General features: G+C 71.2%; 21 protein-coding genes. 4 read left to right on the forward strand and 17 right to left on the reverse strand.

What is annotated here, in order from left to right; all coding sequences use genetic code 11:
- Window positions 1–23: 23 nt before the first annotated feature.
- The 8 genes from thpR to ACZ7OI_RS19385 form a co-directional block, all read right to left on the reverse strand.
- A complete protein-coding gene (gene thpR / locus ACZ7OI_RS19350; protein ID WP_470265569.1) occupies window positions 24–500 on the reverse strand; it encodes an RNA 2',3'-cyclic phosphodiesterase in 477 nt (158 codons plus the stop codon).
- A gap of 4 nt (window positions 501–504) precedes the next feature.
- Window positions 505–981, reverse strand: coding sequence for an XRE family transcriptional regulator (locus ACZ7OI_RS19355; RefSeq protein ID WP_470265570.1), 477 nt, complete (start codon window positions 979–981; stop codon window positions 505–507).
- 159 nt (window positions 982–1140) lie between these two features.
- On the reverse strand, window positions 1141–2106 hold the full coding sequence (locus ACZ7OI_RS19360; protein WP_354746819.1) for a bifunctional riboflavin kinase/FAD synthetase: 966 nt from the start codon (window positions 2104–2106) through the stop codon (window positions 1141–1143).
- 41 nt (window positions 2107–2147) lie between these two features.
- Complete coding sequence (truB, locus tag ACZ7OI_RS19365) at window positions 2148–3068, reverse strand: tRNA pseudouridine(55) synthase TruB (RefSeq protein WP_470265571.1); 921 nt, start codon at window positions 3066–3068, stop codon at window positions 2148–2150.
- Between the two features lie 212 nt (window positions 3069–3280).
- Window positions 3281–4600 (reverse strand): MFS transporter, encoded by a 1320-nt coding sequence (locus ACZ7OI_RS19370; protein WP_470265572.1) that lies wholly within the window; start codon window positions 4598–4600, stop codon window positions 3281–3283.
- Window positions 4601–4712: 112 nt separating this feature from the next.
- Window positions 4713–5534: a PhzF family phenazine biosynthesis protein gene (locus ACZ7OI_RS19375; RefSeq protein WP_470265573.1), complete on the reverse strand. Its 822-nt coding sequence runs from the start codon at window positions 5532–5534 to the stop codon at window positions 4713–4715.
- 61 nt (window positions 5535–5595) lie between these two features.
- Window positions 5596–6933: an MATE family efflux transporter gene (locus ACZ7OI_RS19380; RefSeq protein WP_470265574.1), complete on the reverse strand. Its 1338-nt coding sequence runs from the start codon at window positions 6931–6933 to the stop codon at window positions 5596–5598.
- Between the two features lie 753 nt (window positions 6934–7686).
- Window positions 7687–8697 (reverse strand): DHH family phosphoesterase, encoded by a 1011-nt coding sequence (locus ACZ7OI_RS19385; protein ID WP_470265575.1) that lies wholly within the window; start codon window positions 8695–8697, stop codon window positions 7687–7689.
- A 25-nt stretch (window positions 8698–8722) separates the two neighbouring features.
- On the opposite strand from ACZ7OI_RS19385, the gene ACZ7OI_RS19390 reads away from it, so the two are divergent.
- Together ACZ7OI_RS19390 and ACZ7OI_RS19395 are read left to right on the forward strand one after the other, a co-directional pair.
- Complete coding sequence (locus ACZ7OI_RS19390) at window positions 8723–9757, forward strand: TRM11 family SAM-dependent methyltransferase (protein ID WP_470265576.1); 1035 nt, start codon at window positions 8723–8725, stop codon at window positions 9755–9757.
- Between the two features lie 50 nt (window positions 9758–9807).
- Complete coding sequence (locus tag ACZ7OI_RS19395) at window positions 9808–13050, forward strand: hypothetical protein (RefSeq protein WP_470265577.1); 3243 nt, start codon at window positions 9808–9810, stop codon at window positions 13048–13050.
- Between the two features lie 38 nt (window positions 13051–13088).
- Here ACZ7OI_RS19395 and ACZ7OI_RS19400 read toward each other — a convergent pair whose 3' ends face one another.
- Entirely contained in the window at window positions 13089–13352 is a 264-nt protein-coding gene (locus ACZ7OI_RS19400) for a hypothetical protein (RefSeq protein WP_470265578.1), read from the reverse strand.
- A 54-nt stretch (window positions 13353–13406) separates the two neighbouring features.
- Between ACZ7OI_RS19400 and ACZ7OI_RS19405 the strand changes: the two genes are divergently transcribed.
- Window positions 13407–14033: a pentapeptide repeat-containing protein gene (locus ACZ7OI_RS19405; protein WP_470265579.1), complete on the forward strand. Its 627-nt coding sequence runs from the start codon at window positions 13407–13409 to the stop codon at window positions 14031–14033.
- Window positions 14034–14128: 95 nt separating this feature from the next.
- Here the strand turns inward: ACZ7OI_RS19405 and ACZ7OI_RS19410 are convergent, their stop codons facing one another.
- From ACZ7OI_RS19410 to rimP, 7 genes are all read right to left on the reverse strand, one after another.
- Window positions 14129–14962 (reverse strand): alpha/beta hydrolase, encoded by an 834-nt coding sequence (locus ACZ7OI_RS19410; RefSeq protein ID WP_470265580.1) that lies wholly within the window; start codon window positions 14960–14962, stop codon window positions 14129–14131.
- Between the two features lie 4 nt (window positions 14963–14966).
- The gene (gene rbfA / locus ACZ7OI_RS19415) at window positions 14967–15440 is read right to left on the reverse strand and encodes a 30S ribosome-binding factor RbfA (protein ID WP_344284638.1); all 474 of its coding nucleotides are present in this window, start codon (window positions 15438–15440) and stop codon (window positions 14967–14969) included.
- Between the two features lie 34 nt (window positions 15441–15474).
- Window positions 15475–15768: a DUF503 domain-containing protein gene (locus tag ACZ7OI_RS19420; protein ID WP_037812533.1), complete on the reverse strand. Its 294-nt coding sequence runs from the start codon at window positions 15766–15768 to the stop codon at window positions 15475–15477.
- Window positions 15769–15833: 65 nt separating this feature from the next.
- Entirely contained in the window at window positions 15834–18797 is a 2964-nt protein-coding gene (gene infB / locus ACZ7OI_RS19425; protein ID WP_470265989.1) for a translation initiation factor IF-2, read from the reverse strand.
- An 88-nt stretch (window positions 18798–18885) separates the two neighbouring features.
- On the reverse strand, window positions 18886–19188 hold the full coding sequence (locus tag ACZ7OI_RS19430) for a YlxR family protein (RefSeq protein ID WP_470265581.1): 303 nt from the start codon (window positions 19186–19188) through the stop codon (window positions 18886–18888).
- An 89-nt stretch (window positions 19189–19277) separates the two neighbouring features.
- Window positions 19278–20336 (reverse strand): transcription termination factor NusA, encoded by a 1059-nt coding sequence (gene nusA, locus ACZ7OI_RS19435; protein ID WP_470265582.1) that lies wholly within the window; start codon window positions 20334–20336, stop codon window positions 19278–19280.
- Entirely contained in the window at window positions 20333–20857 is a 525-nt protein-coding gene (rimP, locus tag ACZ7OI_RS19440) for a ribosome maturation factor RimP (protein WP_470265583.1), read from the reverse strand. The genes nusA and rimP overlap by 4 nt, the downstream gene beginning before the upstream one ends.
- Window positions 20858–20991: 134 nt before the next feature.
- On the opposite strand from rimP, the gene ACZ7OI_RS19445 reads away from it, so the two are divergent.
- Entirely contained in the window at window positions 20992–21912 is a 921-nt protein-coding gene (locus ACZ7OI_RS19445) for a ferritin-like domain-containing protein (protein ID WP_470265584.1), read from the forward strand.
- Window positions 21913–21962: 50 nt separating this feature from the next.
- On the opposite strand, the gene ACZ7OI_RS19450 is transcribed toward ACZ7OI_RS19445, so the two are convergent.
- Window positions 21963–22640, reverse strand: a complete 678-nt coding sequence (locus tag ACZ7OI_RS19450; RefSeq protein WP_470265585.1) for a hypothetical protein — start codon at window positions 22638–22640, stop codon at window positions 21963–21965.
- Between the last annotated feature and the right edge of the window lie 8 nt (window positions 22641–22648).

A 22648-nucleotide genomic window follows, 5' to 3' on the forward strand; every position in this document is an offset into this window, starting at 1 on the left:
ACGGCTAGCTGGGCAGCACAGCCTCACCCGCGCCGCAGAGGCCAAGTCCGCAGCGTGCGGTACGGGCTGCCGCCGCCCATCAGCTCGACCCGGTCCGCGGTCCAGACGCGGCTGCGGAAACCCGCGAGCCGTTCCGCCCACTCCGCGGGCGGCTGCGTGCGCGAGCACCGCGCCAGCGTCAGGTGCGGACGGTAGGGACGGTCCTCGCCGGAAGCCACGGCTTCGGCAAGGCCGGGCAGGTCCTCCCCCGCCACTCCCAACCAGAGCACTCCCGGAAATGTTCCCGAACTCCGGAGCCGGACGTCAACGGATTTCCGGCCGTCCAGCGCCCGGTCGAGGAAGGCGCCGCATCCGGCCGGGTCGACCTCGCCGTAAAAGGCCAGCGTGATGTGCCATCCGGCCGGGTCGGACCAGCGCAGCAGCCGGTCCCGGCCGCCGAGCGCGCCGGCGATTTCCGCCGCGACGTCGGCGGGCGGGCGCAGCGCGGAGAACAACCGCATCGGCTTACTGGCCCGAGGCTCCCGCGCGGCGGAGCAGGTCGGCGATCGCCGGGTAGTCCTCGTCGAGCAGCTTCGCCGCCTCGGCGAGATTCTCGTCCTCGGCGACGTCGCGGATGCCCGCGAGCACGATCTTCTCGTCCGAGTTGACCGGGATGTTGTCGCGGCCGACGGTGGGCCGCGAATCGCGCACGTCCTCCAGCGCGGCCTGCATCGCGTCGCGGTCGCCCGCGGCGACCTCGGGCACCAGGATCTTGCGCTCGAGCATGATCATCCGGGCCAGCACGACCGGATTGCCGATCTTCGCCCGCCGCCCGCTCATCACCTGGCTCAGCATCGGCGCGCTGATCCCCAGCACCTCGGCCAGGAACGCCTGCGACACGTCGAAGGCCACGACCAGCCTGCGCACCCGATCGCCGAGCGGCTCCCCGTACCACTGCCGCTGCAGCGCGATGTTCCGCTGGACGATCTTGTGGTCCTCCACCTGGCTCCGCTCCCCTAGCGCTGTCGTCCCGCGGCGACCGGCCGCGGGATGTGCTCCTCCGGCCCGGCGCCGCCGGCCCATCTTGCCACTCCGGACGCCCCCGCCGGGCCGGAACGCCCGATTCGCCCCGGGTCCGGCCCGCCCCGGGGCGCGCTCCGCTCAGCTGTCCGAGCCGAGCGCTTCCCTGGTCCGGGCCACGTCCTCGTCGATCTTCTTCACGAGATCGGCCGACGCGCCGAACCGCGCTTGATCCCGCAACCGGGTGACAAAGTCCAGCGCGACGTGCTGGCCGTAGAAGTCCTCGTCGACGTCCAGCACGAACGCCTCGACGGTGCGTTCGCGGCCGGAGAACGTCGGGTTCGTACCCACCGACACCGCCGCGCGCAGCCGCCGGTCCGGGTCGGACAGCCGGCTGAACCAGGCCGTGTAGACGCCGTCCGCGGGCACGGCGGCGAACCGCGCGGTGGACAGGTTGGCCGTCGGGTAGCCGAGGTCGTGGCCCCGGCCGTCGCCGCGGACGACGATGCCCTCCAGCCGGTGCGGGCGGCCGAGCGCGTCGGACGCGGCCACCACGTCGCCGGCGTCGATGCACGAGCGCACGTAGGTGGAGGAGAAGGTGATGTCGTTGGCGCCGCGGTCGTCGTCGAGCGAACGGCCCTGCAGCTCCGCGCCGTAGGCGACGAACCCGAAACGGCGGCCGAGTTCGCGCAGCAGCGCGACGTTGCCCGCGGCCTTGGCCCCGAAGGTGAAGTTGTCGCCGACCAGCACCGCGGCCGCGTGCAGCCGGTCGACCAGCACCTCGTGCACGAACTCGTGCGGGCTCAGCCGCGACAGCTCCAGGGTGAAGGGCAGCACGCAGAAGACGTCCACGCCCAGCCCTTCGACCAGCTGGGCCTTGCGCCGCAACGTGGTCAGCTGCGCGGGATGGCTGCCCGGGCGCAGCACCTCGGACGGATGCGGGTCGAAGGTGAGCACCACGCTGGGCACGCCGCGTTCGGCCGCCGTCGCCACGGTGCGCTTGATCAGTTCCTGGTGCCCGCGGTGCACGCCGTCGAACACGCCGATGGTGACCACGCACCGTCCCCAGCCGCCCGGGAGGTCCCCGAGCCCACGCCACCGCTGCACTGTTGTCAACTCTCCCCGAGCAAGGTGCCTTTGCCCCCACCCTATGCGGGCAGGAGGACCACCACCGAGCGGGTCACTCCCTCGGTGTCCGAGGCCAGCGCGAGCACGTGGCCGTCCGGCGCGAACAGGCCGTAAGTGCCGGTGATTCCCGCAGCCGGGATGCGCCTGCCGTACTGGACCGCCTTGGCGGTGGCCGCGTCGAGATCCCGGCGCGGGAACGCGGCGGCGACAGCGGCGTCGAGGTCCAGGGACAGTTCCGGGGTCTCCTCGAGCTGGTCGAGCGTGCGCGCGCGGGCGAGCGTGAACGGCCCGACTGTGGTGCGGCGCAAGGCTTTCAGGTGCCCGCCGACGCCGAGCCCGGCGCCGAGATCCCGGGCGAGCGCGCGGACGTAGGTGCCGGACGAGCATTCGACGATCGCGTCGATCTCGATCCGGTCGTCCTCACGGCGGAGACCCAGAACGTCGAAGCGGTGCACAGTCACCGGCCGCGGCGGGATGACGACGTCTTCTCCCGCGCGCACCCGGGCGTAGGCGCGCTTGCCGTCGATCTTGACGGCGGAGACGGCACTGGGCACCTGCTGGATGTCGCCGGTCAGCGCGGCGATGCCGTCGGCGATCTGCTCGTCGGTGACGGCGGCGAGAGTCTCCGGCGCGGCATCGGTTTCGGCCAGCGGTTCGCCTTCGGCGTCGTCGGTGGTGGTGGACCGGCCGAGCGACAAGGTGGCGAGGTAGGTCTTGCGGTCGAGGGCGAGGTGGCCGAGCAGTTTGGTGGCACGTTCGATGCCGAGCACCAGGACGCCGGTCGCCATCGGGTCGAGCGTGCCAGCGTGGCCGACCTTGCGGGTGCCCATGATCCGCCGCGCCCGCGCGACCACGTCGTGCGACGTCATTCCCGCCGGTTTGTCGACGATGAGCAGTCCGGGCGGCGGGGCGGGGCGACGCGGTTCTTTCGGGCGAGACACGGCGGAAACCCTACCTAGCCGGGGTTTCACGGGCGGCGCCCGGTTCGGGCGGGGGTGTGGGCGGCGAAAAGGCTGGGGTGACTGGCTTGAGCGGGCGGGCTGGGTTGTCGTGAGTGGCAATGCCGGTTAGAACCGGCACGGCCACTCACGAGCGCCCGGAGCAAGCATTGCGGGCGGAGCGGCTGTCGCCGGGAAGGGTCGAGGCAGTTCGGTCAGGCGGCGGCCACAGCCTCTTCCGGTGCGCGGTCCCAGCGGTGCCTCCGGATCTGGACCGGGACTTCCTCCCCGCGCGCCTCGGCGGCGAACACGTGGGCGCGGGCGCGGCGCCACCACACCAGCATCTTGGTCGCCCCGAACGCCAGCACGGCCACCACGACCAGCAGCGCGATCCGGAAGTTGCCGCCGGTCGCCTGGAGCAGGATGCCGATCAGCAGGGCGGTCACGGTGGTCGCGAGGAAGCCGCCGACGTTCACCACTCCGGTCGCGGTTCCGACGCGCGACAGGGGGTTGTAGTCGCGGGCGATGGCGAAGCCGATCATCGACGCCGGGCCGCCCAGGGTGAGGAACGCGAATGCCGGGACGAGGACGCCCACCGGGACGTGGCCGTTCCAGCCGAGCAGCACCGCCCATACGATCGCCGCGCCGCTGAGGTAGCCGACGACCAGCGGCACCCGCAGCGCCGGGGAGCGGCCGATCACCGCGCCCAGCAGCGGGCCGCCGGCCATCGAGCCGAAGACGAAGACGGTCAGCAGCGCGCTCGCGGTCGCGGCGGGCAGACCCTCGCCTTGCACCAGGAACGGCATGCCCCACAACAGGGTCAGCACGTTCGGCGCGAACATCGTCGAGAAGTGCACCCAGAAACCCAGCCGGGTGCCGGGGGTTCGCCAGGCCAGCTTGACCTGCGCGGCCAGTTCCGCCGGGCGCACGGGTTCGCGCTTGCGTTCCGGCACGCCTTCCGGGGTGTCGCGGACGCGCAGCACGACCGGCACCGCGTACAGGACCGTCACGGCACCGACGACGAGGAAGGTGACTGTCCATCCTGGACCGTCGAGGAGCAGGGTGAGCGGGACGGTCGCGGCGAGGTTGCCGATGTAGCCGACGCAGGAGGTGAAGGACGCGAGCAGCGCGTAGCGGTGGGCTGGGAAATGCGCGGCGACAAGGCGCAGGACGCTGACGAAGGTGAGCGCGTCGCCGAGGCCGAGGACGCCGCGGGCCACCAGGCCGAGCGCGTAGGTGTCGGCGATGCCGAGCAGCAGCTGCCCGGAGCCGAGGATCAGGACGGCGGCGGTGAGCACGCGCCGCGGGCCGTAGCGGTCGACCAGCACGCCGGTCGGGATCTGCATGGCCGCGTAGACACCGACCTGCAGGACGGTGAAGATGCCGAGCGCGGCGGACCCGACGCCGAAGCGTTCGGCCGCCTTCAGCCCGGCGACGCCGAACGAGGTGCGGTGGAAAACGGCGAGCAGGTACACCGTGACCGCGGTGAGCCAGATGAGCCAGGACCGGACAGGGGCGCGGCCGGCGGGCGTCAAGGGTTCCTCCAGAGAGCAGGCGAGCGTCGGACAGAGGAGGACGACGACGCTGCCGCCTCGATTGTTGTATCGCCTCAGCAACCTCGAGACATAGCCGTAACCGGGGTGTGTTTCACCACAGATCCGCTTCGCCCCGGATTCCGACGACTGTGTCGCCGCCGACCCAGACGTCGTCGCCGTCCCGTTCGACGTGCACCCGCCCGCGCCTGCCGAGCCGCGTGCCCTGCGCCGCGACGTACGACTCGGGCGCGACGCCGTCGCCGATCAGCCACTGGCCGAGCGCCGCGTTGAGGCTGCCGGTGACCGGGTCCTCGACGACGTCGCTGAACGCGCGGACCTCGAACGCCGTCTCGGAGCCAGCCGGCTGCGCACCCGCGACGCCCACCTTGAACGAGCCGAGCGCACCGAAGTCCGGCTCGATCGCGAGGACGGTCGCCGCGTCGCGCAGCAGCAACGCGACCCAGCCGGGACCGTTGTCCGCCCAGCGCGCGTCGAGGACGTCGGCGTCGCCGAGGTGCAGACCGCGTTTCACCGCGGCGAGGTCGGCGTCGTCTACCGGACCGCCGCGGCGGAGCGGAGGAGCGGCGAACGCCAGCCGGTCGCCGTCGCGCCGCACCCGGACCAGGCCGGCCCCGCATTCCTGCACGAGGTGCCCGGCTTTCGGCACTCCCCCGGCGGCCAGCCACGCCCGCGCGGACCCGATCGTCGGATGCCCGGCGAACGGCAGCTCGCCGTGCGGGGTGAAGATCCGCACGCGGTAGTCGGCGGCCGGGTCGGACGGCTCCAGCAGGAACGTGGTCTCGCTGAGGTTCGTCCACCGGGCGAACGCGGCCATCCGCTCGTCGGACAGCGCGTCCGCGCCGTGCACGACAGCGAGCGCGTTGCCTCGGGTGAGCTCGTCGGCGAAGACGTCGACCTGGGTGAACTTCGGCATGCGCCCACCCTCGCATCCGCCGGTCGGCGGCGGCGACCGAGTTGTCGCGTGAGTTACGCCATCAAGCCTCCCTGACCGCGCCGACCACGGCCCACCGCCCGGACCGCCACCGCGCTACGACCGCCGCCAGCCGGAACACCATGAACAGCGACAATCCGGTCCAGATCCCGCTCAATCCCCAGCCCAGCGCCAGCGACAGCCAGATCAGCGGCAGGAACCCGAGCCCGGCGCTGACGAGCGTCGCGGTGCGGAGGAAGGCGGCGTCGCCCGCACCGAGGAGTACGCCGTCGAGCGCGAACACCACGCCCGCGATCGGTTGCAGCGCCACGAAGAACCACCACGCGTGCGGGATTTCGCCGAGCACTCCCGGGTCGGACGTGAACGCGTGCGGCAGGACGCTCCACAACGCCGCGAACAGCACGCACAGGAAACAGCCGAGGGCGAGGCCGTATCCGGTGATCTGGTTGGCCACCCCGCGCGCCTGCCGCGCCGCACCCGCGCCGAGCGCCGCGCCGACGAGCGATTGCGCGGCGATCGCGACTGAATCGAGCACCAGGGACAGGAACGTCCAGAGCTGCAGGACCACCTGGTGCGCCCCGACCGCCTCGGTCGAGGTGCGCGCGGCCACCGCGGCGGCGGACACGAAGCACGCCTGGAACGCGAAACTGCGCAACACCAGGTCCCGGCCGAGACCCAGTTGCGCCCGCATCACCGCGAAATCCGGCCGCAACGGCACCTTTTCCCGCACCAGCGCGGCGACGAACATCGACGCGGACACCACCTGCGCGACGACGTTCGCGATCGCCGACCCCTCCAGCCCGAGACCGGCGGCATACACCAGCACCGGGCACAAAACGGCCGAGATTCCGTTGCCCGCCAAGACATAACGCAACGGACGGGTGGCGTCCTGCACGCCGCGCATCCAGCCGTTGCCCGCCATCGTGACGAGGATCAGCGGCGCGCCGAACAACGCGATCCGCAGCCACGACACGGCCGCCGCGGCGATCTCGTCGCTGCCCGAAAGCGCGCGGGCGATCGGCCCCGCCAGCAGTTGCCCCGCGACGAGCAGCACCAGCCCGACCAGCACCCCGAGCCAGGTGGCCTGCACGCCCTCGCGGACCGCGTCGGCGCGCCTGCCCGCGCCGTGCAGCCGCGCGGTGCGCGAGGTGGTGCCGTACGACAGGAAGGTGAGCTGCGTGGAGACCTGCGACAACACCACGCCGCCCAGCGCGAGGCCGGCGAGCGGCAGCGCACCGAGATGGCCGACGACGGCGGTGTCGACCAGCACGTAGAGCGGCTCGGCGGCGAGCACGCCGAGCGCGGGCACGGCGAGCCCGAACACTCGGCGGGGCGGGATGCGGTCACCGCTGACGGCGGTGGTCGTGGCGTTTTCGGACACGGGGACGAGAGTAGCTACCGGGTCCGACAATTCCGGCGGGGCGGAGGCTGCGGTTCGCTGAGGTGGGTGACAGGAGTGGGGAATGTGGTTGCGGGGCAAGGGGATTCTGCTGGGTTCGCGGCGGATTCCCGGGATGCGGGAGGTTTGTTCGGATGGCTTGGCTTTGGCTGCGGGCATGCTGGACGGGCATGCCTGGGAGCGCAGGCAACCGGCGTTTCAGCGGGGCGGACGGTCGGTTTTTGGCTGCGATCACGACGGACGGACAGACCTGGGAGCGCGCAGCGGACCGCCAGCGGCTCGGGCAGGGGCTCTGCTAGCTCGGCTTCATCTGCGGGCATGCCGGACGGACACACCTGGGAGCCAGCGGACCGGCAGCGTCTCGGGCAGGGGCTCTGCTAGCTCAGCTTCATCCGCGCGCATGCCGGACGGACACACCTGGGAGCCAGCGGACCGGCAGCGTCTCGAGCAGGAGCTCTGCTAGCTCAGCTTCATCCGCGCGCACGACGGACGGACACACCTGGGAGCGCGCAGCGGACCACCAGCGTCTCGGGCAGGGACGCTCTGCTAGCCCAGCTTCATCTGCGCGCATGCCGGGCGGCATGCCCGCAGGCGCACAGCGGACCGCCAGCGTCTAGGAGCAAGAGACCAGCGCCCGTATCTCCCGCCGGACGGCTATCGCAGGCCGAGGGAGATGCGTTTCGACACGCGGTCCCCAGGAGCGCTGGCGAACCCGCGCCAAACGCCCCGCCCGGATCAGGAAGCCCGCAGCAGCGGTGCCCTCCCCAGCGCCACACGCAGCCGCTCCAATACCTCCTCCGTCGGGCCTTCCGCCGTGCACCCAGCAGCCATCCGATGACCTCCCCCGCCGAATTCCGCGGCGGCGGCCGATACGTCGATGTCACCGGCCGAGCGCAGCGAGACCGTCCACACTGGACCCGGCCCGGCCTCCTTCAGCACCGCCGCGACCCCCGCCTCCCGCGTAGCGCGCACGACGTCGATCACCGACTCGACCTCCTCGAGCCGCACCGTCGCCGCGGCTGCCGCGCGCACTACCGTGTGGACGAAGCCGAATCCTTGCGCCCCTTCGGGTTCCAGCCTGGCCTCGGACAGGACCGTCGCCAGCATCGGCAGCCACGCGAACGGGTGATCGTCGACGATTCGGCGGGCTACCTCGCCCGGGTCCGCCCCGGCTTCCAGGAGGCGCGCGGCGATCCGGTGAGTTTCGGGGCTGGCCCGGCGGAAGCCGCTGGTGTCGGTGACCACCCCGGCGTACAGGCAGCGAGCGGCGGCCGCGTCCAGGTCGGCACCCATCGTTTCGATGATCCGCGTGACCAGGATCGCCGTCGCTTCGGCGGTCTCGTCCACGACGTGGTGGGTGCCGTAGCGGGCGTTCGTCGCGTGGTGGTCGACGACCAGGACCTGCCCGCCCGCATCGCGGACCGCGGCGACTCGCGGGGCGAGCCTGCCCAGGCGGGCCAGGGTCGGGGTGTCGAGCGCGACCAGCAGGCCGTCGGTCGGAGGGAGATCTTCGACCGGGGTGATCAGGCCGTCGACGTCCAGCCAGGCCAGTGTTTCCGGGGCCTCGTCCGGCTCGCCGAAAGCGACCCGGACGCGCGCGCCGCCGCGATGCAGCACGTGGCCCAGGGCCAGCGCGCTGCCGAGGGCGTCGGCGTCGGGGCGCACGTGTCCGAGCAGCGTCACGTCGGTGGCCCCGGCCAGCAGTGCGGCGGCGGCCTCGATGTCCTGTACCAGGGAAGCTGTCACAAAGTGTCACGCTACGCTCTGCGGGATGCCTGAGTACGTGATCCTCGTTCTTCCTTCCGCCAACCGCGTGTACGCCGCGTCGTCGCCGGCGCTGCTGCGCGCCGAGCTGGCGGCCTTCGGCGCTGGTCTTTCCGCCGAGGTGTCGGCGATCGAAGAGATCGAACTCGGCGGCGTCGGGTACGTGAAATTCGCCTGCGCGGCTCCTCTCGGCGAGCGAGACCTGGCGCTGCTGTCGAACCTGTCCTCGCTGTACGCCCTGTTCGAACTGGGCGACGGCGTGCTGCGGCCGGTTGCCGTGCACCCGCTGGCGAAGGCGGACTCGGACCTGCTGACGATCCAGAAGTACCCGGGCAAGACCAACGAGCAGTTCACCAAGCTGCTGCTCAACCTCACCCTGCTGGCGACCGCGCGGCCCGCGGACTGGCCGGACCGCGAGCTGCACGTGCTCGACCCCCTGTGCGGCCGCGGAACGACGCTCAACCAGGCCGTGATGTACGGCTTCGACGCCACCGGCCTGGACGTCGACGAGCGCGACTTCGAAGCGTACGAACAGTTCGTGAAGACGTGGCTGCGCACGAAGCGCGTGAAGCACACCGCGGAGACCGGGCAGCTGCGACGCAACAAGGTCCGCCTCGGCCGTCGGCTGGACATCGAGTACGCGTTCGACAAGGACGACTACAAGGCCGGCCGCATCCGTCGGCTCAGCTACCTCAACGCGGACACCCTGACGACCGACGAGGTCCTTCGCCCGGCATCGGTGGACCTCATCGTGACCGACGCGCCGTACGGCGTGCAGCACGGCAGCCACCGCGACACCGGCCTGGCCCGCAGCCCGCGCGACCTCCTCGCGGCGGCGGTCCCGGTGTGGAACCGCGTGCTGCGGCCGGGCGGGGCGCTGGGGATCTCGTGGAACACGCACGTGCTGCCGCGCGAGGAACTGGTGGCGATCCTGGAGCGGGCGGGGCTGGCGGTGCGGTCGGGCGGGCCGTACGAGGAGCTGGCGCACCGGGTGGACCAGGCGATCGTGCGCGATCTTGTGGTGGCGGGAAAGCCGCTCTGAACCGATCGCGGAATAGCGTTACCGCACGCAGGAATTGTTCACCGAAATGAGTGAACGAGGGTTCGGTGCGAGCGAATTTCGCCGCTCATTTAACCCCCAGAGTTGACCGCTCGCCGAAAGCGCGGGCCGGAAGTGGCGCGGCAGCGGCGAGGTCCGGCAGTCTCGGGCGAGAGATGGACACCACAGCGCAGCCAACCCCGACCCCTCTCTCCGTACCCACGGCCGCCCTGGCGACCTGCACTCCGGATCAGCTCGGAATCTTTCCCTTGAGCGACGACGGCAGGTACGGCCGCACGGTGCCGGAAACGACGATCTACTTCCCGCGGAAACACGATGCGGAACTGGAATCCGTCATCACGGCGGCCGCGGGCGGAACGAGCCGGATGGCCATTCTTATTGGCGATCCGGCAACGGGAAAGAAACGTGCGTTGTGGGAGGCGATCCGCGCGAACGACGACGGGTCCTTCCTCCTCCGCCACTGGGAGATCTGGCCAGGACTCAGTCCCTGCACCCCGGAAGAGCTGCTGGCGAACGAGAGCGGGCTGGCTCCGTGGACGGTGGTGTGGCTTCCGGCCGCCGAGCGGTGCCTCTTGTCCGGCGACAGCGAACTCGACGACCGCGTCGCCCGATGCCTGCGCAATCTCCTCGGCGACGAGACCCGCGCCCCCTGCCTGATCCTGATCACCCTGACCCGCGAGAGCTGGAAAACGCTCAACGCGCCGTCCGGCCGGAAATCGCCTGGCCCGGACCGTCCCAACGTCCAGCTTCTCCTGCGGCAGGGAACTGTCATCCGGGTGGCCGAGTCCTTCACCAAGATCGAACTCTGCAAGGCGCGCGATTCTCCTGAACCGAGGCTGGCCGAAGCAGCGGCGAGCGCACCGGACGGCCGCGTGATCCAGACTCTCGTCGCCGAACCGGAACTTCACACGCGGTACCGCGACGCGGGCCTGGAACCTCGCGCGCTGCTGGATTTCCTGATCGCGGCACAGCACGCAGGACACGGCCGATGGTTGCCGCGCGACGTTTTGCGTCAGGGCGCGCAAGCTTTTCTCGGAAGCCGTACGCCCGATTCAGCCGAGTGGTTCGCCGAAGCGTTGAGCGAGTTGACTGAGCAGGTACACGGCGGAGCCGCGGTATTGATCCGGAAATCCGGGGAACACGGCGAGACGACGGACTCGTACTGCCTCACCCCCTCGCTCGAGCGGCGTTTCGTGACCGGGGCGGCGAAGCTGGTCTTGCCGAACGAGCTGGTGTGGCCGGTGCTGCTCGAGAAGGCAGATCCTGAAAACTGCCACGCCCTGGCGAAAGAATGCGAAAAACGCCACCTCCTGGAATTGAGCGCTCAGTTCTTCTCGAGGGCCGCTGAGAACGGATGCCCGCGCGCACGCGCCGAACTCGCCGCGATGCTGGCCAGGGCCGGCCGGATCGACGACGCGATCAGCCAGTACGAAACGATCGTGCGAACCAGCTTCGATCCGGACCACGTCGAAGCCGCCGTCCGCGAAGGAGCCAGAATACTTTTCGCCGCCAAGCGGCCCAAAGACGTCCTCGACTGGCTCGGCCCGCTCGTCGCCGAAGGAAACCGTTCCGCCGAGGTACTGGTCGCGGTAGCGCACACCCAGCTCAAGCAGCCGCGCAAAGCGCTGGCTATTCATCAGCGGCTCGCCGAGAAGGGAGATCTGCATTCGGCGGCTGTCGTGGCCGAGGGCATCGCATTCCGGGAGGACTCCCCCAGGCAGCCGCCTCGCCGGATCCCGCTGACGCCGGACGAGCGGGCTGAGGACCAGCAGCGCCGGCAGGCGCACCTCGACGAAGCGGTCTGCTATCTGACCGAACTGGGCGAACGCACCGGGCTCGACCTGCTGCCGATGATCACGGACCTGACCGTCGACGCGGCCGGGCCCGAAGCCGCGATCAGAATGCTCTCGGCGAAAGCGACCGCACACGGCCGGCACGACGCCTACCTCCTCGGAGCCCAGGTGCTGGCTTCGGCCGGCCAGGTTGAAGACGCGCTCGATTGGGTCGCGGCGGCGCGGCAATACGACGTCCCGGGCGCGGTGGCCGCCGCAGTGCGGGTAAACCTGAGCACAGATCTGATGACCGCACAGCGACTTGCCCTCGCATGCGCGGCCGACGGCGATGCCGCACCGCTGATCGCCGTCGGCGACGCCTTCTCCGCCTCGGATCGTCCGCGAAAAGCTCTCGACTGCTACTACGAGGCAGCCGAACATGAACCCCGGGCGTTGGGCGCTGCAGCGCTCGCTGCCGCCCGGCACGGCCTGTTCGACGACGCCGCCGGCTGCTACCGGACCGCCCAGCGAGCGGGCGACGCCCCGGACCCCGCCGAGATCGCCCTGCTGCTCTGCGGCTTCGGGGAGGCCAGGAAAACCTCAGATTCCGAGTATTCCGAGCCGATCGCTCAAGCACTGAAGTGGTACGTCGGAACCGCCCCGCTGACCACCGGCGCGCTAGCTCCGGTCGCTCGGTACATCGCGGAGGTCTACGCCAAGGACCTGGTCGAGGCTTATCGCACGCGCGAGGACGTTTCCTGGAACCACTCGCTGCTCTGGGTCGCCGACGCGCTCGTCGACGCCGACAACGTCCGGCCCGACGGGACCGACAGGGCGACCGTGAGCGGATCCGGTGTGGAACTCGCGTCGTCCACCCTCCTGGTCGTGGCTTCCGGCCTCTACTCCGAAGCAGCCAACGCGGGATCGGCGCTGGCCAGAGAACGGGCTGTGCGCCTCTTGATAAAGCGCCAGAGCTTCGCGGAGGCGGCCCAGCTGCTCAGTTCCACTAGCACCTGCCCGCCGGCCCGGCTGCCCGGCCTTCGGGCGGAGGCTCTCGCCGGACTGGGAGATCTGGCCGAAGCGGAGCGGATGATCGAGCAGCAGATCGCGGACGACGATTTCAGCTCCGCAGCCGGCGTCGCCCGTGGATTTCTCTTGCACGGAAAGCTCGACACAGCACCAGAAAACCGTGACAAGGCCCGGAAAAACCGTGACAAAGCGTGGGAACTCGCGGAGCGCGGAGTCCGCAGCGGCGACATCGAATGCCATGTCCTGCTGGCTGATCTCCGCCGCAACGTCGGCCAGCCGGGGAGGGTGCTCGACCTCTACTGCACCGCATTGGCTTACGGTCATCCGCGTGCGAGCAGGCGCATCGAACACTACCTCGCGTCCTCGGAAGCGCCGGACTGGAGCCATAAGCAGTTCCGCAAGTACGGGCTCGATCCGCGTGGGGAAATCGCGGGAGCCTGGTATGTTCCGGATTCCCGCGAGGCTGAGCGGTGAGGGGTGCGCGGCTCCCGATTCGCCGCCGGCTCCGGACGTTAGCCGTTGCCGGGGCCGCAGCGGCCGGGGCTGTCGCTTTGTTGTGGTTCCTGCTCGGACCTTTCGTGTCCTGGGTCGGCGGTGCCGACGTCGCACGCCTCGCGGTCGCCGAGCGAACCGCCGTCCTGAGCGGCATTCGCGGCCAGATAGCCAGTTTTCTCGCTCCCCTCGGCATCAGCGTCCCGGCTTGGGCCGCGGTCAGGAAACTTCTCCTCGACCGCGACAAGCAGGTCACCGATATCTATGCCACGGCGATCGGCCATCTCGGCTCCGAGCGCACTTCGACGCGAGCAGGCGGGGTCCGGACCCTGGAAAGAATGTACGAAGATTCTCCTCGCGACCGGGCCCGGGTTGTCGAAACGCTCACGGACTTCCTGCGCAGCCACGGAGGAACGGGAGGACCGCTGCCGCTGGACGTCAGAGTCGCGCTTCGGGCGCTGCGCACTCACCCTCCTCCTCAGGGAGCACGGCTCGACCTCGTCCGCGTACAACTGGCCGGGGCCGAGCTGAGGCTGACCGACTTTCGTAACGCGAACTTCGCTGCGGCGAAGTTGACCGACGCGGACTTCGCTGAGGCGCGGCTCGACTGCGCCGATTTCACGGGTGCGACCCTGACCTCGGCGCAGCTGGCAGGTGCGAAGTTGCCCGCCGCGGCCCTCGATCGTGCCAACTGCCGTCGTGCGAACCTGCGTGGCGCGGTGCTGACCCGGGCCAGTCTCTGCAGCACCGATCTGACCGAGGCCGTCCTGTCGGACGCCGACCTCAGCAATGCCGATCTGACCGGGGCGACCCTGGCTCGCGCCGACGTGTCCGGCGCGATGTTCGAGCACGCCGTCCTCGTCGGCGTCGACCTCAGATCGGTGCGCGGGCTCAGCCGGGACGCGCTTCGGCTGGCCGTCACGGACGCCACCACGAAGCTGCCGCCGGAACCGGCTGCCGGGTAGCGCGCCGGCTCCCGGCGCTCGATCGCTGTCCACACGTTCAATAGTCGTGTTACCAATTGCCTACACAACCCCGGCTACCCGAACCGGTGATTCCGCTACGTCAGCCGCGGTCCGACGAACCTCAGCACCTCGGGCAGCACGCCCCGCCAGTACTCCGCCGTGTGCTCCCCCGGCGTGATCCGCGCGACCTCCGGCTTGGCGCTGCTGATCAGCTTCCGGTTGGCCGCCAGGAACGGATCCCCGTCGCCGCACCACACGCCGAGCCCCCGGGTCGGGAGTTCGTCCACGTGTTGCAGCGGATCGGCGGCCGTCCAGTCGTTCTGGGACGGGAAGATGTGCCGGGTGCGGGCTTCGGGCCAGGTGCGGAACAGCGCCGCGCTGCAGGTGGCCACCGCGGTCACGTCGCGGCGGCGCCGGGCGAGGTTCAGGGCTCCGAAGCCGCCCATGGAGATGCCGAGGACTCCGGTCATCGGGCGGAGGCCGGCCTCGGAGAGCCAGCCGGGGAGTTCGTCGGCGAGCATGCGGCGCGGGTCGTCGTCGCCGTCGGGGACCCAGTAGTGGCTGCCGTCGACCGCGACGACCGCGAACGGCCGGACGCCGGACCGCACCGCGGCGGTGAGGGCCGCGGGCAGGTCCAGGTCCATGAAGGTGCGGGCGTTCGACCCGCGGCCGTGCAGCGCGACGCAGACCGGCAGGCCGGTGCTGGGGATGCCGTCGGGCGTCATGAGCACTACGTCGACGTCGCGGCCCCGGGCCGCAGAGCGCCTGCGGTGGATCGTGATCGACGCCTTCAGGGGCGACGGGCTGGAGGCCGGGGCAGCCGAGGACGGCGCAGCCACCGGGGCGGAGCGCCCGGAGCAGGCGGAGACGAGCGCCGCGGCACTGCCGAACAGCAGGCCCCGTCGCGTGACACCGGGCTTTGACTGCATCGCTTCAGCCGCGCGTCTCCTCTTCTGCCTGCTCCTCGTCCTCTTCGGCACGAGGAGCCTTGTAAGGGTCCGCGTCGCCCGCGGGCTGGGCTCCGGTCGCCCGGCGGGCCACCTCGGCGTCCGACTCGCGGGCTTTCGCGAGCAGTTCTTCGATGCGGCGGGCGTCGTCCGGGACGCTGTCCGCGACGAAGGTGAGCGTCGGGGTGTAGCGGACGCCGGTGCCCTGTCCCACCTTGGTGCGCAGGACGCCGCGCGCGGCTTCCAGCGCGGCCGCGGCGCTCGCGAAGTCCGGCTCCGCGTCGAGGCTTTCGCCGAGCACCGTGTAGTACACCGTGGCGTCGTGCAGGTCCGCAGTGACGCGGGCGTCGGTGATGGTCACCGAGCCCAGTCGCGGGTCCTTGACGTCGTGTTCGATCGCCGAGGCCACGATCTGCGAGATCCGCTTGGCGAGCTTGCGTGCCCGAGCGGGATCGGCCATGGCTGAGGTCTCCTTCTCCGGATTTCCCGGTGTTCTAGTCGTCCGGGCCGAGCAGCCGGCGGCGCGCGGAGAGCAGTTCGAACTCGGGGCGTCCGGCCGCGAACCGCTCGCACGCGTCGAGCACGTCCCGGATGTGCTCTCCGTCGGGGGCGACCGCGGCGACGCCGATGAGCGCGCGCCGGTGCAGGTCCAGATGTCCCGCCTCGGCGACCGAGACGGAAAACCGCTTCCGCAGTTCGGCCACCACCGGCCGCACCACGGATCGTTTCTGCTTCAACGAATGCACGTCGTCGAGCAGCAGGTCGAGCTCTAGGGCTCCGACAAACATAGGCTGCGAAGTTGTGCCGCGAGGGCGGTCCGGGGTGCGCGCCTGGCGCACCCCGGACCGGTCACTCACGCACGGGGCTTCTCCCGCTGTTCGTAGGTCTCGATCACGTCGTCGACCTTGATGTCGCTGTACGAGCCCAGCGTGAGACCGCACTCGTACCCTTCCCGGACCTCGACCACGTCGTCCTTGAAGCGGCGCAGCGAGTTGATCGGCAGGTTCTGCGCGACCACGTTGCCGTCGCGCAGGAGGCGGGCCTTGGCGTTGCGCCGGATCTCGCCGGACATGACCAGGCAACCCGCGATCGTGCCGATCTTGGAGGACTTGAAGACGTCCCGGACCTCGGCGCGGCCCAGTTCGACCTCTTCGTACTCCGGCTTGAGCATGCCCTTCAGCGCCTGCTCGATCTCCTCGATCGCCTGGTAGATGACCGTGTAGTAGCGCACGTCGACGCCCTCGCGGGTGGCCCGCTCGGTCGCCTTGCCCTGCGCCCGGACGTTGAACCCGAGGACGATCGCGTCGGACGCGGTCGCCAGGTCGATGTCCGATTCGGTCACGCCGCCGACGCCGCGGTGCACCACGTTCAGCTCGACGTCTTCGCCGACGTCCAGCTGCAGCAAGGCCGCTTCGAGCGCCTCGACGGTACCCGAGTTGTCACCCTTGATGATCAGGTTGAGGCTGCTCGTCTCCTTCAAGGCGGAGTCGAGGTCCTCGAGGCTGACCCGCTTGCGGCGCGACGCGTTGAGCGCGTTGCGGGTGCGGGCGGAGCGGCGCTCGGCGATCTGCCGGGCGACGCGGTCCTCGTCGACCACCAGGAAGGTGTCGCCCGCTCCCGGCACCGAGGTGAACCCGATGACCTGGACCGGACGCGAGGGCAGCGCCTCGGTGACGTCCTCGTTGTGCTCGTCGACCATCCGGCGGACGCGGCCGTAGGCGTCGCCCGCCACGACCGAGTCGCCCACGCGCAGCGTGCCGCGCTGGACCAGGACGGTGGCCACCGGGCCGCGGCCGCGGTCGAGGTGCGCCTCGATCGCGACGCCCTGGGCCTCCATGTCCGGGTTGGCCCGGAGGTCCAGAGCCGCGTCCGCGGTCAGCAGGATCGCCTCGAGAAGCCCGTCGATGTTGATGTTCTCCCGCGCGGAGATCTCGACGAACATCGTGTCGCCGCCGTACTCCTCGGCGATGAGGTTGTACTCGGTGAGCTGCTGCCGGATCTTGTCCGGGTTCGCGCCCTCCTTGTCGATCTTGTTGATCGCGACCACGATCGGGGCCTTCGCGGCCTGCGCGTGGTTGATCGCCTCCACCGTCTGCGGCATGACGCCGTCGTCGGCCGCCACCACGATCACCGCGATGTCGGTCGAGTTCGCGCCTCGGGCACGCATGGCGGTGAACGCCTCGTGGCCCGGGGTGTCGATGAAGGTGATCAGGCGCGGGTTGCCCTCGAGCTCGGTCTCGATCTGGTAGGCGCCGATGTGCTGGGTGATCCCGCCGGCCTCGCTTTCGCGGACCTTCGTCTTGCGGATCGTGTCCAGCAGCCGGGTCTTACCGTGGTCGACGTGACCCATGATGGTCACGACCGGCGGCCGGACCTGCAGGTCCTCCTCGCCGCCGGCGTCGTCGCCGTAGGTGATGTCGAAGGTCTCGAGCAGCTCGCGGTCCTCCTCCTCGGGGGAGACGACCTGGACGACGTAGTTCATCTCGCCGCCGAGCAGCTCGAGGATGTCGTCCGACACGGACTGCGTCGCGGTGACCATCTCGCCGAGGTGGAAGAGCACCTGCACCAGCGAAGCCGGGTTGGCGTCGATCTTCTCGGCGAAGTCGGTCAGCGAAGCGCCGCGCGGCAGCCGGATCGTCTCGCCCTGCCCCTTGGGCAGGCGGACGCCGCCGACGCTGGGCGCCTGCATGTTGTCCATGTACTCCTGGCGCTTCTGCCGCTTCGACTTGCGGCCCTTGCGCGAGGGCCCGCCGGGACGGCCGAAGGCGCCTGCCGTGCCGCCGCGGCCGCCGGGGCCGCCACGACCGCCGCCGCCGCGGAAACCGCCGCCGCCTGCCGGGGCGCCACCGCCGCCGCCAGGACGGAAGCCGCCGCCGCCACCGCCGCCGCCACCGGGACGGAAGCCGCCGCCACCGCCGCCGCCACCGGGGCCGCCGCGGAAACCGCCGCCACCGCCGCCGCCCGGACGACCGCCGCCGCCACCGGGACGACCGCCGCCGCCGCCGGGACCGCCTCGGCCGCCTGCCGGTCCGGCAGGACGGGCACGGCCCGGCATCATGCCGGGGTTCGGGCGCGGGGGCATGTTGCCCGGGCTCGGCCGGTTGCCGCCGCCCTGTCCGCCGGGACGCGGCGGACGCTCTCCGCCGCCCTGGCCGCCGCCCGGACGCGGGGGACGGTTGTCGCCGCCCTGACCGGGGCCGGGGCGCTGGGCGGGCGGACGCGGGGCCGGGGAACCGGAACCGACGCCGAACGGGTTGTTGCCGACCCGCGGGGTGCGCGGACCGGGCTTGGGACCGCCGGGCTTGGGGCCCTGCGGCTTGGGCGGCACGACCGAACCGGCCGACGCCGCGTCCTGCTGCTTCGGGGCCTGCTTCGGCGCGGCGGGCTCGGCCTTGGCGGCCGGGACCTCCGCGGCCGGCTCCGGCTGGGCCGGGGCGGGCGGGCGCGGACCGGGGCGCGGGCCGCCGGGCTTCGGGCCCGGGGACGCGGCCGGCTTCACGGCCTGCGGGCCCGGCTTGACGGCCGGCGCCTGCTGCTGCGCGGGCGCCGGCTGGGCCGGAGCCTGCGCGGGCGCGCTCTGCTGCTGGGCGGGCGGCTTCGGGGCCGCCGGAGCGGGAGGCCGCGGTCCCGGCGTGGGGCCGGGCTTCTTCCCGCCCTTGGCGGGGTACGCGTCGCGGAGCCGGCGGGCGACGGGCGCCTCGACGGTGGACGACGCGGACTTCACGAACTCGCCCTGCTCCTTCAGCTTGGCGAGAACTTCTTTGCTGGTGATCCCGAGCTCCTTAGCGAGCTCGTGTACACGGGCCTTGCCTGGCACAGCTCTCCTCATCTAGGGGAGGCCAGGCGGGGACCCGCTGACCTCGTCCTTATCGTCGCGCGTTCATGGCTTCAGCTTCACGGCTGACTCATGACGGGTCGACCTGCTTCCTTGTATCTCGCGACCCCGGGTGTGTCCCGGAGTCGTCGTCCGCGGCGAACGCCGCGTGGTCGTGCAGCTCCGCGGCCTCGAGCGCGCCCTGGACTCGAAGAGCCCGGGGGAACGCCCGTTTCCGCTCGGCTTTGGCCAGGCAGCCCGTGCCGGGGTGCAGCCACGCTCCCCGGCCCGGCAGCCGCCGACGTTCGTCGACGACCAGCCGCCCGCCCGCCGCGACCACGCGCAGCAGTTCACCGGTCAAGTCCCGTTTCCGGCAGCCGACACACGTGCGCACCGGTGACTGCCGGTGACGCTGGAGGTCGGGGGTGTCCCCAGTGGCCCTTCGCGGGTCTTGAACCGTTGTCGAGTCTAGCGCCTGCACCTTCAGTCGGCCGAACCGGTTGCCGCGGCGGGCCGCGCCTGGCCGGCGTGGTCTTGCTCACCCTCGGCCGGACCGGCCGGTTCGGCGGGCGCCGCGTCGCTCCGGATGTCGATCCGCCAGCCGGTGAGCCGGGCCGCCAGCCGGGCGTTCTGGCCTTCCTTGCCGATCGCGAGCGACAGCTGGAAGTCCGGCACGACGACCCTCGCCGTCTTGGCCCGCTCGTCCACGACACGTACCGAAACAACCTTCGCCGGCGACAATGCATTCCCGACGAACTTGGCCGGGTCGTCGGACCAGTCGATGATGTCGATCTTCTCGCCGGCCAGCTCGCTCATCACGTTGCGCACGCGCGCGCCCACCGGGCCGATGCAGGCGCCCTTGGCGTTCACGCCGGGGATGGTGGAGCGCACGGCGATCTTCGACCGGTGCCCCGGTTCGCGGGCGACCGCGGCGATCTCGACGGTGCCGTCGGCGATCTCCGGGACCTCCAGCGCGAACAGCTTGCGCACCAGGTTCGGATGCGAGCGCGACAGCATGATCTGCGGGCCGCGGTTGCTGCGCGACACGCCGAACACGAACGCCTTGATCCGGGTGCCGTGCTCGTAGGACTCCCCCGCGACCTGTTCGGCCTGCGGCAGCACGCCCTCGGTGTCGCCGACCTGGATCACGACCATGCCGCGGGCGTTGGCGCGCGCGTCGCGCTGCACCACTCCGGCCACGATCTCGCCCTCCTTGGCGGAGAACTCGCCGTAGGTCTTCTCGTGCTCGGCGTCGCGCAGCCGCTGCAGGATGACCTGGCGCGCGGTGGTGGCGGCGATCCGGCCGAAGCCCTCGGGGGTGTCGTCCCACTCCTCGTCGACCTCGCCCTCGGACGTGAGGGTGTGCGCGAGGACGCGGACGAGGCCGGTCTTGCGGTCGATGTCGATGCGGGCGTGCGACTGGTGGCCCTCGGTGTGCTTGTACGCGGTGAGCAGCGCGGTCTCGATGGCCTCGATGACCGTGTCGAAGGGGATGTCCTTGTCCCGTTCGATCGCCCGCAGCGCGGCGATGTCCACGTTCACTTCGACTCCTCCTTCTTGTCCTTGTCGTTCTCGTCCGCGGTCAGCTGTTTGAGCTCTTCGGCGGGCGGTTGCTTGAATTCGACTTCCACCACGGCCTTCGCGACGGATTGGTAGTGCACGTCCTTGATCCGGCCGTCCACGAGCACGCGCACGCTCTTCTCGCCGGCGTGCCCGACGCGGGCGAGGTAGGCCGCGCCCTCGACGGGCGTGATCTTGACCAGACGGAACCGGGCGCGCCGCCAGTGCCGTCGCTGGGTGAGCGGCCGGTCGAGGCCGGGAGAGGTGACCTCGAGCGTGTAGGCGCTCGCCAGCACGTGCTCGTTCTCGTCGAGTGCGGCCGAGACGGTGCGGCTGACCTCGGCGACCTCGTCCAGCCCGACGCCGTCGTCGGAGTCGACGACCACCTTCACCAGCTGTCGCCGTCCGGCTTGCTGCACCTCGAGCGAGTCGAGGTCGAAACCCGCGGTCGTGACGGCTTCGGCCACGATCGGCTCCAGCCGGCTGGCGAGTTCGTTGGGCACGTGGAGCACTCCTGTTCGGCCGTCGTGACGCGGGCTGGTCACGGCTGTGGTCGGTGAAGGTCAAGCTTATCCTGCGCCCCCGCCAGGACGCGCGAGCGGCGGCGCACCCGGGCGGCCTGGCAGGATGGGCCGACGTGACCGCAGACTTCTCCCGGCGCGCCGTGCTGCGTCTGGGCGCGCTGAGCGCCACTGCCGCCGCGGCTGTGCCGCTCGCCGCCTGCTCGGGCGGCTACGACGACGCCCCCGATCCGCTGGCCCCGCTGCTGGCGATGGCCGAGGCGGACGCCGCCGCGGCCAGGAAGCTCCCGTCCGGCGGCGACGCGGCCGGCCAGGTGGCCGACGCCAGAGCCGCGCAGGCGGCCGCGCTCAAGGCCGAGGTGGACCGGCTGAACCGGCCCAAGAAGGCGGCGAACGTCCCGCCCGCGCCCGCGGACCTGGGCGGGTTCAAGGACCGGCTGGCCGCCGCGCGCAAGCAGGCCGAGGACCTGGTTCCCGCGCTGCCCGCGTACCGGGCCGGGCTCGTCGCGTCGGTGGCCGCCGGATGTGCGGGGCTGCAGCGGGTCGCGCCGGAGCTGGGGCCGGGGGCCGACGCGAAGGCCGCATCCGCGCCGTCGTCGGTGCCGAAGGACTCAGTGGATTCGCTGCAGAAGGCGCTTGCGGCCGAGCACGCGTCGTTGTGGGTGTACGGGCTGGTGACGGCGTTCCTGCCCGGAGATTTCGGCGACGCGGTGAAGTCTGGGCGCGCGGAGCACACCGCGCGGCGCGACGTCGTGACGCAGATGATCACTTCGGCTTCAGCGACGCCGGTGGCGCCTGAAGCCGCGTACGTGCCGCCTAAGCCGGTTACGGACACTGCTTCGGCTGCTGCGCTGGTGGCCAGCGCGGAGGCGGATACGGCGGCGGCTTGGCTTGCCGTGCTTACGCATACCGACGATTCGGGGTTGCGCGGGATGGCGTTGCAGGCGTTGATCGCCGCGGCGCGCCGGGGGATGCCTTGGCGGCAGGAGGCGGGCCAGAAGCCCGCCGCGGTTGCCCTCCCCGGGCAGCCCGCATAGGAAAAGCGCGCAGGCCGGGCGGAACCCGGGCCTGCGCGCTTCCCGAAACCTCAGCGGAGCTTGGCGGACAGTTTCACCGCGTTCTTCGCGATCCGGTTCAGCAGCTGTTTGTCGTGGTGGCCGTAGTAGAAATCGGTCAGCACGATCGTCACCTCGGAGCCGGTGGCCTTCGACTCGTACTCGGCCTGGTCGCCGCTCAGTTTCGGGGCGTCGGTGTCGTGGAAGGTGCCGTCGCGGACCAGGTCGCTGACGTTGCCCGTGCCGTCCCGGTCGGTGAGCTGCTTCAGCTCGGTCGCCTTCGCCGCGTCGGGCATTGTCACCAGCACGACCGAGACCAGCGCCTTCGCGTCCCCGGACTGCACCGTGTACAGCGCCCGTGCCAGGGACTTGCACGGGTTGTCCTGGAAGAACTTCTTGGCCCCCGAGTAGGCGTTGGCGACGCAGTCGGTGGCCTTGACCGGGCCTTCGGCCAGCTTGTAGTCGAAGGCGGGCTTCGTCGTCGCCGGAGGCTCGGCGACCGGCTCGGCAGGCGTGCTGTCGTGCCGGATCAAGTACCAGACGAGCCCGGCCACGACGGCGATCGCCACGAGTCCGGCGCCGCGCAGCAGCAGAGCGCGGTTGGTGCGCTGCGGGCCGGACGGCGGCGGGCCCGGCCGCGCGGGCACGGCCGGGATCGGAGCCGTGTCCGAAAGGCCGGGGGTACCGGGGGTGAACTGCGGGTGCGACACGCGACTAC

The organism is Amycolatopsis sp. NPDC114503 (assembly GCF_055633655.1).